General features: G+C 63.4%; 8 protein-coding genes. 5 read left to right on the top strand and 3 right to left on the bottom strand.

Features of this window, described 5'->3' with window-relative positions; all coding sequences use genetic code 11:
* The first annotated feature begins 1 nt into the window (after position 1).
* Positions 2-4,627 carry a PAS domain S-box protein gene (locus DENOEST_RS01590; protein ID WP_170228243.1) on the top strand — a complete coding sequence of 1,542 codons (4,626 nt, stop codon included), beginning with the start codon at positions 2-4 and terminating at the stop codon, positions 4,625-4,627.
* 112 nt (positions 4,628-4,739) lie between these two features.
* The gene (locus DENOEST_RS01585) at positions 4,740-6,944 is read left to right on the top strand and encodes an SLC26A/SulP transporter family protein (RefSeq protein WP_145771450.1); all 2,205 of its coding nucleotides are present in this window, start codon (positions 4,740-4,742) and stop codon (positions 6,942-6,944) included.
* A gap of 299 nt (positions 6,945-7,243) precedes the next feature.
* Here the strand turns inward: DENOEST_RS01585 and DENOEST_RS01580 are convergent, their stop codons facing one another.
* From DENOEST_RS01580 to DENOEST_RS01570, 3 genes are all read right to left on the bottom strand, one after another.
* Positions 7,244-7,753: a DUF3617 domain-containing protein gene (locus tag DENOEST_RS01580; RefSeq protein ID WP_145771449.1), complete on the bottom strand. Its 510-nt coding sequence runs from the start codon at positions 7,751-7,753 to the stop codon at positions 7,244-7,246.
* Positions 7,754-7,823: 70 nt separating this feature from the next.
* A complete protein-coding gene (locus DENOEST_RS01575) occupies positions 7,824-9,908 on the bottom strand; it encodes a TonB-dependent receptor family protein (protein WP_145771448.1) in 2,085 nt (694 codons plus the stop codon).
* 106 nt (positions 9,909-10,014) lie between these two features.
* The gene (locus DENOEST_RS01570; RefSeq protein ID WP_145771447.1) at positions 10,015-10,668 is read right to left on the bottom strand and encodes a TetR/AcrR family transcriptional regulator; all 654 of its coding nucleotides are present in this window, start codon (positions 10,666-10,668) and stop codon (positions 10,015-10,017) included.
* A 253-nt stretch (positions 10,669-10,921) separates the two neighbouring features.
* On the opposite strand from DENOEST_RS01570, the gene DENOEST_RS01565 reads away from it, so the two are divergent.
* The 3 genes from DENOEST_RS01565 to DENOEST_RS01555 all read left to right on the top strand — a co-directional run bounded on the left by DENOEST_RS01565 (position 10,922) and on the right by DENOEST_RS01555 (position 15,681).
* Positions 10,922-13,201 carry a TonB-dependent receptor gene (locus DENOEST_RS01565; protein WP_145771446.1) on the top strand — a complete coding sequence of 760 codons (2,280 nt, stop codon included), beginning with the start codon at positions 10,922-10,924 and terminating at the stop codon, positions 13,199-13,201.
* Positions 13,202-13,300: 99 nt separating this feature from the next.
* Complete coding sequence (locus DENOEST_RS01560) at positions 13,301-15,157, top strand: outer membrane protein assembly factor BamB family protein (RefSeq protein WP_170228242.1); 1,857 nt, start codon at positions 13,301-13,303, stop codon at positions 15,155-15,157.
* Between the two features lie 17 nt (positions 15,158-15,174).
* Complete coding sequence (locus DENOEST_RS01555) at positions 15,175-15,681, top strand: hypothetical protein (protein WP_145771444.1); 507 nt, start codon at positions 15,175-15,177, stop codon at positions 15,679-15,681.
* Positions 15,682-15,691: the final 10 nt, after the last annotated feature.

The following is a 15,691-nucleotide window of genomic DNA, read 5'->3' as shown; positions in this document are numbered from 1 at the left end:
CATGCCCGACGATCCCGCCCACGCAGCATCCTCCACCGCCCACGCCAGCCGCGGCATCCTGGCCATCGTACTGGTCTATGCCGTCTTTGCGGCCCTCTGGATACTGGTGTCCGACCAGGCGATGGAATGGCTGTTCACCGACCCCGCGGCAATCACCCTGGCCAGTACCCTCAAGGGTTGGTTGTTCGTGGGAGTCACCTCGATGCTGCTTTACGGCCTGATGCAGCGTCTGGTCGGCACGGCGCCGGCCACGGCACCCATCACGGCCCTGCCAGGGTCCTGGCGCCCAACCCTGCCGGTCATGATCCTTGTCGTCACCATCGTCGCCCTGACGATAGCAATAGTCCTCCACACCGTCAGTAACCAGCGCGACAAGGAAGTCGCGAGACTCCAGGCCATCGCCAACCTCAAGGCGCAACAGGTCACTGACTGGCTCAAGGAAAGGCACGATGACGCCAGATTCGTTCAGACCAATCCGGCCTTCGCCGCTCAATATCTCCACTGGCGCCAGACGGGGGACCGGGCCAGCCTCGGTCAGTTGCAGACCGGGCTGGAGCAACTGCGCCAGAGCCATGATCTCGCCGCCGTCCTGCTGCTGGACAGTGAGGGGAGGCGCCTGTGGAACAGCATCGGCGCACCAGAGGAGATCAATCCGGCCCTGCGGGATACAGCCCGGCTGGCCTCCGCCGACCTGCAGGTGCACTGGGCGGGCCCCTATCCCGGTCCGGCCGGCGCCTCGCGCCTGGATTTCGTCGCCCCTCTGGGGACGGGAGCCGATCCGCCCCTGGTGGTACTGCACACGGCCCCCGACGACGGGCTCTTCCGCACCCTGAAAACCTGGCCAGGCCCCAGCGCCAGCGGCGAAATCCTGCTGTTCCGTCGCGACGGCAACCAAGTGCTGTTCCTGGAGAGTCAGGGCCGAACGACTCAGACCCGAGTGTCCCTTGCGACACCACGCCTACTGACCAGCCGGGTGCTGCGGGGCGAAACCACGCCGGGCGGCCTGCTCGAAGGCGAGGACTATCGCGGCGTGGCTGTCGTGGCCGTGGCCCAGGCTATCGCTGGCACCGACTGGTTCCTGATCGCCAAGCTCGACCAGCAAGAGCTTTATGAAAAAGCTGTTCACGATGCATTCTGGATCTTCCTGACCGGGCTGCTAGCCTTGTTTGCGGCCGCCGCTGGCGCCTACCTGCTGCGCCAACGCCAGCAACTGGCCTTGGCCGCCGACATACAGCAGGCCCAGGCGGAGCGGATCGGCGCCCTGCAATTGCTCGCTACCATTGCCGACAGCTCGGAGGACGTCATCTTCGCCAAGGATATGGAGGGCCGCTACACCATGGTCAACCGGGCCGGCTGCCGTTCCACCGGCAAGCCGGCCGAGGCTTTGCTGGGCCGAAACGCCCATGACCTTCTGCCTGCGGAGCAGGCCGAGGCGATCATGGCAGCCGACCGCCGGGTGATCGACGAGGCCTGCGTGATGACGGACGAGAGTGGATTCGCCACGACAACCGGGGTCCGCTCCTTCCTGACCCTCAAGGGCCCCCTGCGCGATGCCGGCGGCAAGATCGTCGGCATCTTCGGAATTTCCCGCGATATCACCGAGCGCAAGGAAGCCGAGCTGTCCCTGCGGCAGGAGCGAGACCGCAACCAGCGCTACCTGGACACGGTGCAGGCCGTGATGGTGGCGCTGGATGCCGGGGGTCGCGTCACCATGATCAACCGGGCCGGCTGCGAACTGCTGGGCTACACGGAAGCGGAAATGCTGGGGCGCCCCTGGTTCGAGTTCTTCCTGCCCCAGCCCGACGGCATGGAGCAGGTATTTCCGGTGTTCCGTCACATCATCGCGGGTGACATCAAATCCGCCGAGTACTTCGAGAATCCGGTGCTCTGCCGCGACGGCAGCCAGCGGCTGATTGCCTGGCACAACACCTGGCTGACCGATGACGCCGGGCACATCATCGGCACCCTCAGCTCTGGCGAGGACATCACCGAACGCAAGCAGGCCGAAGTCCAACGCCACATTTTCAGCGAGGCCTTGCAGCAACTGGCGCAACCCCTGCTGCTGGTGGACAACCAATCTCGCATCACCTACCTCAACTCCGCCTTCACGCGCCTGTTTGGTTATCAACTGCATGAGCTGTTGGGCGAACCGGCGGACCGTCTGTTGCCAACACCAGAGAACAACGGCCCGCACATAGAAGAAATCTATCGTCATATCAGGGAATTCAGCACCTGGTCGGGCGAGCTGGAACTCCTGGCCCGGGACGGTACATCGATACCCGTCGCCAACAGCGTCGGCGAAATACGCGATGCCCAGGACAAGGTGGTCGGCATCGTCAGCAGCTATCTCGACCTGCGGCCGATGCGGGAAAAGGAAGCCCTGCTGCGCAAACTCTCCCTGGCCGTGGAGCAAAGCCCGGAAAGCATCGTCATCACCAATCTGGCGGCCGAGATCGAATACGTGAATGAGGTGTTCCTGCGCAAGACCGGATATCGTCGCGAGGAAGTCATCGGACAGAATCCGCGCATCCTGCATTCCGGCAAGACGCCCCAGGAGACCTACGCAAGCCTCTGGGATGCCCTGACCCACGGCCGGGTATGGAAGGGGGAGTTCTACAACAAGACCAGGGACGGCCAGGAATATGTGGAATTCGCCATCGTCACACCCATCCGTCGCTCCGATGGACGCATCACCCACTACGTCGCCGTGAAGGAGGACATCACCGAGAAGAAGCGGCTGGGCCGGGAGCTGGACCAGCACCGTCACCACCTGGAAGAACTGGTGGCCAGCCGTACCGAGCAACTGGAAGCGGCCCGAGCCCTGGCCGATTCGGCGAACCAGGCCAAGAGCAGCTTCCTGGCCAACATGAGCCACGAGATCCGCACACCGATGAATGCCATTCTCGGTCTAACCTATCTCCTGCGCCAAACCAACCTGGACGTCGGGCAGCTCGACCGCCTGGATAAGGTTGACACGGCAGCACGCCATCTGCTGGCCATCATTAGCGACATCCTCGACCTGTCCAAGATTGAGGCCGGCCGCCTGGAGCTGGAACAGGCCGATTTCGCTCTGGACTCGGTGATGGACAACGTGCGCTCCCTGATCGCCGATCAGGCCCGGACCAAGGACCTGTCCATCTTCGTGGACCGTGATGGTGTGCCTCCATGGCTGCGGGGCGATCCCACCCGCCTGCGTCAAGCCTTGCTCAACTATGCCAGCAACGCGGTCAAGTTCACCGAGCGCGGCACCATCTGGCTACGCACCCGGCTAGTGGAAGAAACCCCCCGGGACCTGCTGCTGCGTTTCGAGGTCCAGGATACCGGCGTAGGTATCCCCTCTGAAAAACAGGCATCGCTGTTCGAAGCCTTCTCCCAGGCAGATGCTTCCACCACCCGCAAGTATGGCGGGACCGGCCTGGGGCTGGTCATCACCAGCCGTCTGGCCCGACTGATGGGTGGAGAGGTGGGTGTCGAGAGTAGCCAGGGCCAGGGCAGCACCTTCTGGTTCACCTGCCGGCTTCAGAGAGGCCATGGCATCCTGCCCACGGGAACCACAGCCCGCACCGCTATCAGTGAGGAGGCCCTGTTGCGCCGGGATCATGCCGGTGCCCGGCTACTGCTGGTAGAGGACGACGCCGTCAACCGGGAAGTGGCACTGGAATTGCTGCATGGGGTCGGCCTGTCGGTGGACACAGCGGAAAATGGTCGTCTCGCTGTCGAACGGGTGCGCGCCAATAACTACGAACTGGTATTGATGGACGTGCAGATGCCGGAGATGGACGGCCTGACCGCCACTCGGGCGATACGCGCCCTATCCACCTGCGCCAACCTGCCGATTCTGGCTCTGACCGCCAATGTCTTCAGCGCCGACCGGCAAGCCTGTCTGGCAGCGGGTATGAACGACTTCGTCGCAAAGCCGGTGGTACCCGAGCATCTCTACAGCACGCTGCTGCATTGGCTCTCGCCATCGGATCACAGGTCCCGGGCCGGGGCCGAGGATGCTCCGCTCCGGATATCACCCGTGATACCAGGCATGCCATCCGCGCTGTCGGCCGTCCCTAGCCTGGAGGCAAACCGGGGCCTCGCCCTGGTCCAGGGCGACAATGCAAAATATCAACGGCTGCTGCGCATGTTCGCCGACACTCACAATAATGACATACAGCATTTACTGGAGCATCTGTCCAAGGGAGATCTGGAAGCAGCGTCGCAGATAAGCCATACCCTGCATGGCGTGGCCGCCACCCTGGGTGCACAAAGGATTGCTGCTCTGGCCTCGACCCTGGACCAGATGCTGCATCAGCATCAATCCCCGGCGGAATGCGAGGCCCTCGCCTGGCAATGCGGGGACGAACTGGCCCAATTGATCGAGGTCATCCGCGCTCTGCCAGAGGAACCGGCGCCCACCCCCACTCCGGCGAGCCACGTTGATGCGGAACATGACGAACACAGACTGCTGGAACTGGAAACCCTGCTCGCCGAAGGCGATGTCAGAGCCAGTGCCATGGCAGCGGAATCCACCCGCCAGCTACAAGCGCGCCTGGGTAAGGGCTACGCCGACTTCGCTCATCGACTCGATATCTTCGATTACGAAGGCGCGCTGGGAATGCTGCGCCAAAGCCGCCTTTAGTCGGCCTTCCGACGGGACGTCTAGAATGGGCTCGTCTCCCGCCGATGGAGTTTGCCATGTCCTATCTTCAATTCCACGAAAATAGCGCCACACAGCATAGGGAACAGCAGGCATGAGAATCAGCCGGCCCAGGCTTGAAAATCCCGCCGGCGATTTCTGGGGCGGCCTGGCCGCCATGCTGGTGGCCCTGCCCTCGGCCATCGCCTTCGGCGTCACCATCTACTCCCCTCTGGGTGCCTCGGCGGCGGCCCAGGGCGCCCTGGCCGGCATCCTCGGGGCCACGGCCCTGGGGCTCATCGCTCCGGCCCTGGGGGGCACCAACCGGCTGATCACGGCCCCCTGCGCGCCAGCGGCGGCGGTGCTCTCGGCCTTCGCCATCGAGTCCATGCAGGGCGGCGCCAGCCCCGCTGCCGTGTTGCTGATGCTGTCCATGCTAGGCCTCCTTGCCGGCCTGTTGCAGGTGTCCTTCGGCATCGCCCGCCTGGGGCGACTGATCGAATACATGCCCTATCCAGTGGTGAGCGGCTATCTGTCCGGCGTGGGCCTGATCATCATCGCCGCCCAACTGCCCAAGCTGCTGGGGGTGCCCAAGGGCGTGCATTTCTGGGCATCCCTGGCGATACCGGCCCAGTGGCAATGGCAGGGCATGCTGGTGGGTGGCCTGACCATGGGGGTGATGCTGGGAGCCTCCCGTGTGACCCAGCTCGTGCCGGCGGCGATTCTCGGCCTGCTGGCCGGCGTGCTGGGCTATTTCGGCCTGGGCCTGTTCGATCCGACCCTGCTCACCCTGGCCGGCAACGCCCTGGTGGTGGGTCCTCTGGGCGAGGGTGGGGGCAGCTTCGCCGATGCCCTCGCCGGCCGCTGGGCGGCCATGGGCGATATCGGCATTGACCAGGTCAGGCATATCGCCATACCGGCCCTGACCCTGGCCGTGCTGCTGTCCATCGACACCCTGAAGACCTGCGTGGTGCTGGACGCCCTGACCCGCTCCCGTCACCAGTCGAACCGGGAACTGATCGGCCAGGGCCTGGGTAATGTGGCCTCCGCCCTGGTGGGGGGCATACCCGGCGCCGGCACCATGGGCGCCACCCTGGTGAATATCTCCAGCGGAGCGGCCAGCCGCTTTTCCGGCGTCATGGAGGGGGTGCTGTCCCTGGTGGCCTTCCTGGTGCTGGGCTCCCTGATCGCCTGGGTGCCGGTGGCGGCCCTGGCGGCGATCCTGATCGTCATTGGTGTGCGCATGATCGACCGCCACAGTTTCCATTTCCTGCGTCAGCGCACCACCATGCTGGATTTCGCGGTAATCGCCGCCGTGGTGACGACGGCCCTGACACTGAGCCTGATCGCGGCTTCCGGCGTGGGTATCGTGCTGGCCGTGGTGCTGTTCATCCGCGAGCAGATCGGCGGCACCGTGGTCCGGCGCAAGGTGCTGGGCAACCAGAGTTTTTCCAAACGGGTGAGGACCCAGGCGGAGATGGAAATCCTCCTGAAACAAGGCGACCGGGCCGCCATCGTGGAACTCCAGGGCAGCCTCTTCTTCGGCACCGCCAATCAGCTCTACACCGCCCTGGAACCCGAGTTGAAGACACGGACCTACCTCATCCTCGACATGCGCCGAGTCCAGACCGTGGACGTGACGGCGGCCCATATGCTGGATCAGGTGAAGGCCATGCTGGCCGAGCGTAACGGCTACCTGATCTTCAGCCAGATCCCCCACAACCTGCCCAGCGGCAAGGACATCCAGCAATACTTCGATCAGGTGGGACTGGTGCAGCCCGACAGCCCGGTACGCATTTTCGATGAGCTGGACGAAGCCATGGAATGGGTGGAGGACCGCATCATCGCCGAGGCGGCCCTGGATCTGGTGGAGGAATCCGAGCTGGCCCTGGGAGAGATCGAGCTGTTCCGGGGACGCAAGGAACAGACCCTGACCGCCTTTGAACAGTGTCTGGAAAAGCGCAGCTACAAGGCGGGAGAACACATATTCGCCCAGGGCGACACCGGGGATGAAATCTTCCTGATCCGCCGCGGCGCGGTGCGCATCCTGCTCCCCCTGGAGGGAAAGCAGGCCCACCATCTGGGCACCTTCGGCCGGGGCGCCTTCTTCGGCGAGATGGCCTTCCTCGACGGTGCCCCCCGCTCGGCGGACGCCGTGGCCTTCAGCGACGCGGAACTCTATGTGCTGTCGCGCCGGACCTTCGACAAGTTCGCCGAGGAACACAAGAAGGCCGCCCTGGCCCTGATGGAAGGCATCGCCAGCGTCCTGGCAAGCCGCCTGCGCTACACCAACGCGGAACTGCGGGTGCTGGAGTCCTGATCCATGGGCTCGCCCCCCTTCGCCCCCCTCCGGGGGGTTCGATACGGCTCGCTCCGCTCGATATTACGGGGCACTTCGTAGCAGCACCGAGGGGTTGCGGCTGGCGCCGCGTGCCGCTTTCCCTTGGGTCGGCCCGGCGGGAAAGCTCGTTTATTTACGTTGCCGTGAAAAATATCAACGGAGCCGAGCGTAACCGTCGAGCGTAGCGAGCCGATCAGTAGCCCCGCCCCGGGGCGGGGATGGGCGGCGTTACTTTGGCGTATTTGCATCCTCGTCGGTGGCGCTGGCGACCATGGGCGCTACTTGCAGGCCGCCGCCAGCCACTTGCCTGAATAGCTCTGCTTCATGGTCACCGGGCCGCGCTTGCCTTCCTCCATGTTGAAGGTGGATTCGCCCTTGTAGCTTTCCTCACCCTGGTAGGTCATCGTGCCGGTGCCGCTCATCTTCCGATCGCCGCTGCATTCGATCTTCCAGCTCACCGTGTTGCCGGAAATCTTCACGTCCTTCTGCTCGCAGCGCTGGCGACGGTCTTCCGGACTCTGGGGCGGCAGACGATTCTCGGCCTGTTCCTTGGTGACGCAATGCTTCACCACCACACTCATGGCGCCGCCGGCCCCGCCGGGCATCTTGATGCCCATGGCCTCCATCTGCTTGCGCTGGGCCTCGGGCATGGCGGGCATGGCGGGCATTGCCGGCATGCCGCCGCCGCTCATCTGACTGGTGATTTCCCACAGACCGGGCTTCATGGCGTGGGCGGGAACAGCAAGGGCCATGCCGGCGGCAATCGCGAGGGGATAGAGTTTGCGCATGACAACCTCCTAAGGAGAATGGGACAACGGAACCCGATTCTCCCCCTTGGCGCGGCTCAGGCCAAGAGCCTCAGAAGCGATAGGCGACCGAAGCCCCCAACAGATAGGCCCGCCCCGGCGCCGGCTCATAAAAGCGGCCGTTGCGCTCATTGACGATCAGGGAACCCACATAGCGACGGTCAGCCAGGTTATCGACGCGCAGGAATTCCTGGAATTCCCAGCGCCCCATCCCCTGCCGCCAGCCGGCCCGCAGGCTGGCGATGGTGTAGGCCGGGGTAGTGGCGCTGTTGGCGTCGTCCACATACATGCCGGACAGGTGATGGACCTCCAGGCCGGCATCGAAACCACCTGCCGGGCGCCAGGCCAGTTCACCATGACAGCTGCGGGCCGGCACGGCGGGCAGATGGTTGCCGGCGGGAACGCTGCCGAAGGCATCCCGGTATTCGGCGCCGAGTACCGAGCAGGCCGCCATGAAGCCGACGTTGCGGCCCAGGGGCGTGGCAAAGGAAAGCTCGATGCCCTGGCGCAGGGTGCGCCCGCCGTTACGGTAGGTGGTGCGGCCTCCGGCGGAGCTGTCCACCACGATCTCATCGTCGCTCTCCACCCGGAACAGGGCCGCCTCCAGTTCCGCCCCTGGCCAGGGACGGGCCTTCACGCCGGTCTCCAGGCTGCGGCTGCGGGAGGGTTTGAGGTCGAAGTTGAGACCAGGCAGGTTGCCAGGCCGGTAGGACATTTCGGTGAAGGTGGCGGTCTCGAAGCCGTAGCCCAGGTTGGCATAGAGATGCACGTCGGGGGAGAGCCGCCACAACAGGCCCGCCACCGGACTTGTATCCCGGTAGTCGGCGGCGCCAGAGCCGTTGTTGCCGTCGGCCAGGTAATGGTCCTTGGAAACGAAGGCAACCCGGGTGTGGCGCAGGCCGGCATGGACCGTCCAGTCCGGTTGCGGGGTCCATTGTCCCTGGAGATAGGTGTTCAGGCTGCGCACCTGATTGTCCTCGTCCCGGCGCAGGGCGCCCATGACACCGAGGGCGGTGGGCGCCGACGGGCTGCCCAGGAAGTTGCGGTAGCCCTTGCGCTCGTCCGCCATCCGGTCGGCATCGACGCCGGCCACCAGTTCCCAGTTGCTGCGACTGCGGGTCCAGCGCAGGCCCAGGCCCTCGAAGCGGCGATCGAAGTCCGCCACGCCCCCCGGGTGCAGGGGTGAAGTCTGGGCCGAGGCGGGAATGGACTGGTACTGGGTGACGCTGCGGGTGCCACCATGGGCGCTGATCCTCAGCAGGTCGTTACCCAGGGGCTGTTCCCAGACGGCGCCCCCCTGCATCTGGCGGATGGTCTTGCGAGTGTTGTAGTCCAGGGCGCTGCTGTCGGCCTGATGGGGGTCCGACTCGAACTGGGCCCGGGAAAGCCCCAGGGCGTCCTGGCTCATGGGTTGGTCCAGCCCGTTGCCCAGCAGGGTCAGGGTGGCGCCGGAGTCCAGGGTCAGTTTCAGCCGGGCATTGATGCTGTCGCGGCGGGCGGAGCTGTGCTGGCGTTCGCCGTCGGTGGCAAAGGATGAGGTGTTCAGCAGGTAGTTCACCCCGCCCTGCTGGCCGGCCAGCTTGAGGCTGGTATTGCGGCTGCCGGCGCTGCCTGCCCCGTAGCGCAGTGAGACCTTCCCCGGTTGGGGACCATCCTCGCTGAAGACCTGGATCACGCCGCCAGAGTGGTTGCCGTAGAGGGCGGAAAACGGTCCGCGCAATACTTCGATGCGACCTGCGGAGAGCAGATCGATGCTGGCTCCCTGGCCCTGGCCGTCGGGCATGGTGAGGGGGATGCCGTCCTGGATCAGGCGCACGCCCCGCACCCCGAAGGCGGCCCGGGCGCCGAACCCCCTTAGCGACACCTGAATGTCCTGGGCGTAGTTCTGGCGGTTCAACACTACGGCGCCGGGCACCCGCCACAGGGCTTCGGAAAGATTGACGCCCCATTGCCCCTCCGTGATGACCGGCCCGGAGACTGCGCCGATGGCCACCGGCAGTTCGAAGGCTGAGCGGGCGCTGCGGGTAGCGGTGATGAGAATGGTGTCTTCCGTGGCCCCCCCCCCAGGGCTGTGAGCAATAAGCAGGAGTGCAAGCAGAAGAGCGGGGCGGGTGCTTGGAGGAGCCGATAAGATCATGGGAAAGAGCTCGGAGTCGATGGGCTGCGGGAGCAGGGGGAGCACAGCAAGATAGCAGCTAGCACCCGCTAAGACAACTACTGATGCCTTAGTAGATACTTTTATCTCAATCGGGGTGGGCGGTGGCTTTTACCAGAAGGTCTACTAGCCGGGCGATCATCTCGTCGGTCGGGAGGGATTTCCCCAGGAGGATCTGCGACAGAATGGGGGATGTCAGCATCGACATAATCAGCCGTCCGGGTGTGTCTTGGGGGATCTCGCCTCTGGCCTTTGCCCGCTCCACCACCTGCTCCAGTCGCTCCTGGACGGGAGCCCAGTTTTGGTCCGCCATGGCGCTCCGGTCGGGATCGTTGCTCATGGCCAGGGTGGCATTGAAAGCCAGTTCAGTCGGGTTGGAGAAAAAACTGCGCAGATTCAGGCCGAGACACAACAAATCGCTACGCCATTTCCCTGTATCGACGATCTGAATCTGGGAATTGTGTTCCTTCATGGCTTCGCTGATCAGGGCTACCCGTGTGGGCCAACGTCGGTAGATGGTGGATTTATTTACGCCCGTCAGGTCGGCAATATCCTTGATATCGAAAAAATAGTTGCCATTGCGTAGTGCATCCAGCACAGCATTGGCAACCAACAGGCGCACCCGCTCGGTGCGTCCTCCTGTGCGTATGCTTCCCCTGGGCTGATTCACGGACGGTTCGGCGGGCCGCTTGGCGGCTGCCTTAGAAGTGACGTCAGAAACTGCGTTACCAGGGCTTTTCATGATCTAGAGATGCTCTGTACTGGGCCCTTAGTTTACAGGATTGAGGACTTATGGCGATGATTCTCGGCGGACCTTGATCGGAGGTACGTCGACCATGAAACCCACCCTCCAAAATAAATTAAAGAGACTCCTGTTGACTTAGCATCTTAGGCCATAGAGAATTCATCGAGACCAATGCAAGGCTGAACAGCCTACTAAGTCGCCGCGTGAAGATGTCTTCGAATGGAAGACCAGAAAAATATAGGAGGAGTACATGAACAAGGTAAGCCAAGTATTGCCAAGAGGCTTCGCACAGCGTGGGATCCCTTTGCTGGTAGCCGGTTTGTTTGCTGGACAGGCATGGGCGGCCGATGCGGTCGGGGCCGGCCTGGAGGAAATCGTAGTGACGGCCCAGAAGCGGGCGGAAAAACTGCAGGATGTGCCCCTAGCCATCTCGGCTTACTCGGTGCAACAACTTGAGGCCCGAGGGGTGCAGACCACCAAGGATCTTTCCGCCCTGGCGCCGAATCTGCAGATTTCGGAGTCCCAGGCTGAACACGGCAGCGTGAAGATTGCCATGCGGGGCTCATCTCTCGGTAATACACCTCTATTCCAGGAGTCCATGGTCGGTGTGTATATCGATGGTGTCTTTATCGGCAAGCCCAGCGGCCAGCAGTTTGATCTGCTGGATGTCGAGCGGGTGGAAGTGCTGCGGGGCCCCCAGGGAACGCTTTATGGCCGTAACACGATGGCCGGCGCCCTGAGTTTTGTCACCCGCAAACCCACAGGCCAGTTCGGCGGAGCGGTGGGGGTCGATGTGGGTAATTATGGAAAACTGGCGACCAGCCTGTCCATGGATCTGCCGCGGATGGGCATTGCCAGTGTCTCTTTCGGGTATCGGGAAAATCATCGCAACGGCCTGGTCAAAACCTTGCCGGGGAGCCCGGTTTCCAGCCTCGACAGCCTGAATACCCAGTCCGGTCGTCTGGCGATGAATCTGGATATTTCCAGCACTCTGCAATTCGATTACCGCTATGACACCAACAGCCGCAACGACAGGCCGCCCCTCGGTCAGCTGACCTATGTAGCCCCCAACGCCCTGGGCGGATTTCTTGATTACTACGGCGCAGGTGGCTATTCAAAGTTTGCCAGTACCGAGCGGCAGACCACGGCGGGGGCGAATATCGCCGTGTTCGAGCGGGATCGAACCGAGGGCCACTCAGCCACCCTCAATTGGGACATCGATCCGAACAATACCTTGAAGGCGATTGTCAGCTATCGCCACACCCGGGGCCAGGGCGCTCTGGATATCGACGGCACGAATCTGAGCGTGCTGGACAATTCGCCCTTCCATTCGAGCTATGCCCAGCGATCCCAGGAGTTCCAGTGGGTCGGGCATACAGACCGCTGGAAATACGTGACCGGCCTGTATTTCTTCCAGGACCAGGGAAGTACCCATGACCGTTCCCAGTCCTTTCCCCTGTGGGGCGTGCCGGCGGCAATCGACAAGTACACTTTTGAGTCGCGCTCTTCCTCCTGGTATGGACAGGCCGATTATCAGACGACCGAGGCCCTGACGCTGACGGCCGGCCTTCGCTACAACCGGGAACACAAGCAGTTGTCACGTTACACCATCGATGACGCGGGCATGGGCGCCGGGGGCTGGGCGGGAGGTGTGCCGCCAACGGATTCCTCAAAAGAGTTCAGTGCCACCACGCCGATGCTGACGGCTGCCTATAAATTCAACAGCCAGACCAATGGCTACGCGCGCTACGCAGAAGGCTTCCGCACCGGGGGCTTCAATGGCACGGCCTCAACCCCTGCCGAGGCTTCGCGGCCCTACGCGCCGGAAAAGGCCAAGTCCTATGAACTGGGCCTGAAATGGACATCGGAAGACAACCGCTTGCAAATCAACAGTGCGCTCTTCATGAGCAAAACGACCGACAAGCAGGTGGTGGTGTTCAATGCTGGCGCCGGGGGCGTGCCACTGCCCTCCATCTCCAATGCGGGCAAGGCGACCTCATCGGGCCTGGAACTAGAAGCGGCCTACGCGCCCAGCGACACCATGCGGCTACAGGGCAGCCTGGGGTTTCTACGCAGCAAATATGACTCATACATCATCAATGGCATTGATGAGGCCAGCAACTGGCCGGTGGGGCAGTCTCCCAGGTTCAACATGACCCTGGCCATGGATGCCCACATTGCCAAGACCGCCTGGGGCACCCTGCGCGGCATGCTGGACTACACCTACCAGAGCGAAATGCAGTCGATGGCCGGCCAGAAAGCCCGTCCGGGGGATGCGCTGTATCGGACCGATCAGCCCACCGACGAAGAAGGCAATATCGCCGCAGCGGGTTTCTGGAACGGCAAGCTGCTGCTGAAGGGTATTCCCATGGGGCATGACAGCTTCGGTGAAGTCTCCCTCTGGGTGCGCAACATCACCGACAAGCAGCACATTGCCGGCCGCATTGTCATTCCCCAGATCGGACGCATGAACCTCGGCTACTGGGACGAGCCGCGTACTTACGGGGCTTCCTTCTCCTATCGTTGGTAGTTCCGTGCACCAAGCGTTGCAATAGGAATGCGGGCCACTGGGCCCGCATTCCTGAATCGGTATCAACTCAATAGCCTTATGACGAAAATGATGCAAAACATGATTACGACAAAAGCTTTGCGCCGGCTGCCCATGGCCGTAATGGCCTGTGTGAGCCTTGGCTATGGGATTGCGCAAGGGGCCGGCAGCGCATTCGCTCCTGGCAGCGAGGAAGATGCGGTTGTCGGCAAGCGCGGGGCGGAAATTTTTGCGCAACGCTGTGCGACCTGCCACGACCATCCCCAGGGACGGATCCCCCCGACTGCGGCCCTGGCCTATCGTGGCCCAGACTCCGTGGTCCGCACCTTGAGCCACGGCGCCATGAAGCCCATGGCGGCGGGCCTGGGCCCAGAGGATTTCCGTGCCCTGGCGGCCCACCTCACCGGCCGGCAACCGGGCAAGGGCCCGCAGCCGACGGCCAATCTTTGCGCCCAACCCGGTGCGCCGGTGCGCATCAGCAGCCAGGACTGGCCCATGCTGGAAAAGAACGGGGCGGGAGAGCGTTACCAGCCGGATGCGGGCCTAGCGCCAGCAGACGTTTCCCGACTGAAACTGAAATGGGCTTTCGCCTATCCCGGCAGTGCGGCCGGTGGTCCCGTGGTGGCCGGCGGCCGGGTGTTCCTGGCCAGTGGTTCGGGTGAAGTGCATTCCCTGGATGCCCAGACCGGCTGTTCCTATTGGTCCTATCCCACCGAACGTTTGATTCGGCGCGTTACCGTGGGAGCACCCGCAACAGCCCCTTACCAGGCCCATGTCTTCTTTGGCGATGATCAGGGATTCGTTTATGCCCTGGATGCCAGCAGCGGCAAGCTGCTCTGGAAAACTCAGGTCGAGGATCATGTGCTGACACGCATTACGGCGGCGCCGACCCTCTCCGGGGATCAATTGTTCGTGCCGGTGTCTTCCATCGAGGATCCTCTGACCCACGACCCGGATTACCCCTGCTGTACCTTCCGCGGCAGCGTGGTGGCGCTGGATGCCGTCACGGGGCGATTCCAGTGGAAGACTCATACCATTGCCGAGCCGTCGCGGCTCACGGGCCAGTTCACGCCTTCCGGCAAACCCTTGTCCAGTCCGGCCGGTGCGGCAATCTGGACGCCCCTGGTGGTGGATGACAAGCGCGGGCTGATCTATGCCGCGACCGGCGAGTCCTACACCATGGACAATCCACCGGGGGCCTACGCCATCATGGCCTTCGACAAGAAGACGGGGGCGGTTCGCTGGCAGCGCAGCGTCCTGCCCGGCGACAAGGAGCGCTTCGCCTATTGCGAAAAGCATGGCTACACGGATTGCCGCAACGTTTTTGGCTTCGGTTCGCCGCCGCTGTTGGCCACCCTGAAAAATGGCCGTCAATTGCTGGTGGCGGGGCAGAAGTATGGGATGGTCTATGCCATGGACCCGGATCGCGGCGGCCGCCTGGTCTGGCGTAAGCGCGTGGCCTTCGGCGGGGATGTCGGCGGCATCATGTATGGCATGGCCTCCGCCGAGGATACCGTCTATGTGCCGGTGGGGGATGTTCATGCACCCCAGGGCGGGAACAAGGGGGCGCTGGTCAAGCTGGATCTGTCCAGTGGCAAAACCCTCTGGCGGGCCGATGCGCCGCCGCCGGTATGCAGTTGGGGCGAGCAGGGCTGCAGCGCGGCCCAGTCTTCCTCCGTCACATTGATGCCGGGCATCGCCTTCCTGGGTTCCTGGGACGGACACATTCGTGCTTATCGCACCCAGGATGGCGTCGTCGTCTGGAATATGGATACCGCCGGCAACACCCCGGCGGTGAACGGTGTGGATGCCGTGGGCGGGGCGGTCAGCGGTTATTCACAAGTGCTGGCGAAGGGTGCGCTCTATGTCACCTCCGGCGCCGCAACCCAGCTGCGGCCGGGTAATGCCCTGCTGGTATTCACACCCGATGGAAAGTGACAGGGCGGAGCATGACCATGGCTGAAAAAATGCACCGGGTGCTGATGGCAGCACTGTGCGCGCTGATCGGAGCCGGCGCGACCGCAGAACCAATCGGCGCCCCATGCCAGGCCGCCGAATATCGGCAATACGATGTCTGGCTCGGTGAATGGGATGTAACTTCTCCCACACTGGGGCCGATCGGCCAGAATCGCATCACGGCCGCCGCCGATGGCTGCGGCCTGATTGAAGAATGGACCGGCCGCGACGGCAGTCGCGGCATTGGTCTAATGGCCTATTCGGCACAGGAAGGCAAATGGCAGCAGTTCTGGACTGATACTCGGGGCAAGGTAAGTCGTTCCTCAGGGGCGGAGGAGCAGGGGCGGCTAGTGCTGGAGGCGGAAGCCGCCCCTGCGCCAGGTAGCCGTCAGCGCGTAGTCCTACAAGCGCTACCCGACAAGACCTTGCGCCAGACCCAGGAAAGCTCGGACAATGGCGGGCGCACCTGGGTGGTGCAGTTCGAGGCGATTTACCGGCGGCGATAGTACCGTGAAG

It is taken from the genome of Denitratisoma oestradiolicum, assembly GCF_902813185.1.
In the GTDB taxonomy this organism is placed as follows: domain Bacteria; phylum Pseudomonadota; class Gammaproteobacteria; order Burkholderiales; family Rhodocyclaceae; genus Denitratisoma; species Denitratisoma oestradiolicum.
The sequence above is the reverse complement of the archived record's forward strand: the minus strand, read 5'-3'. Positions and strand labels throughout refer to the sequence as shown.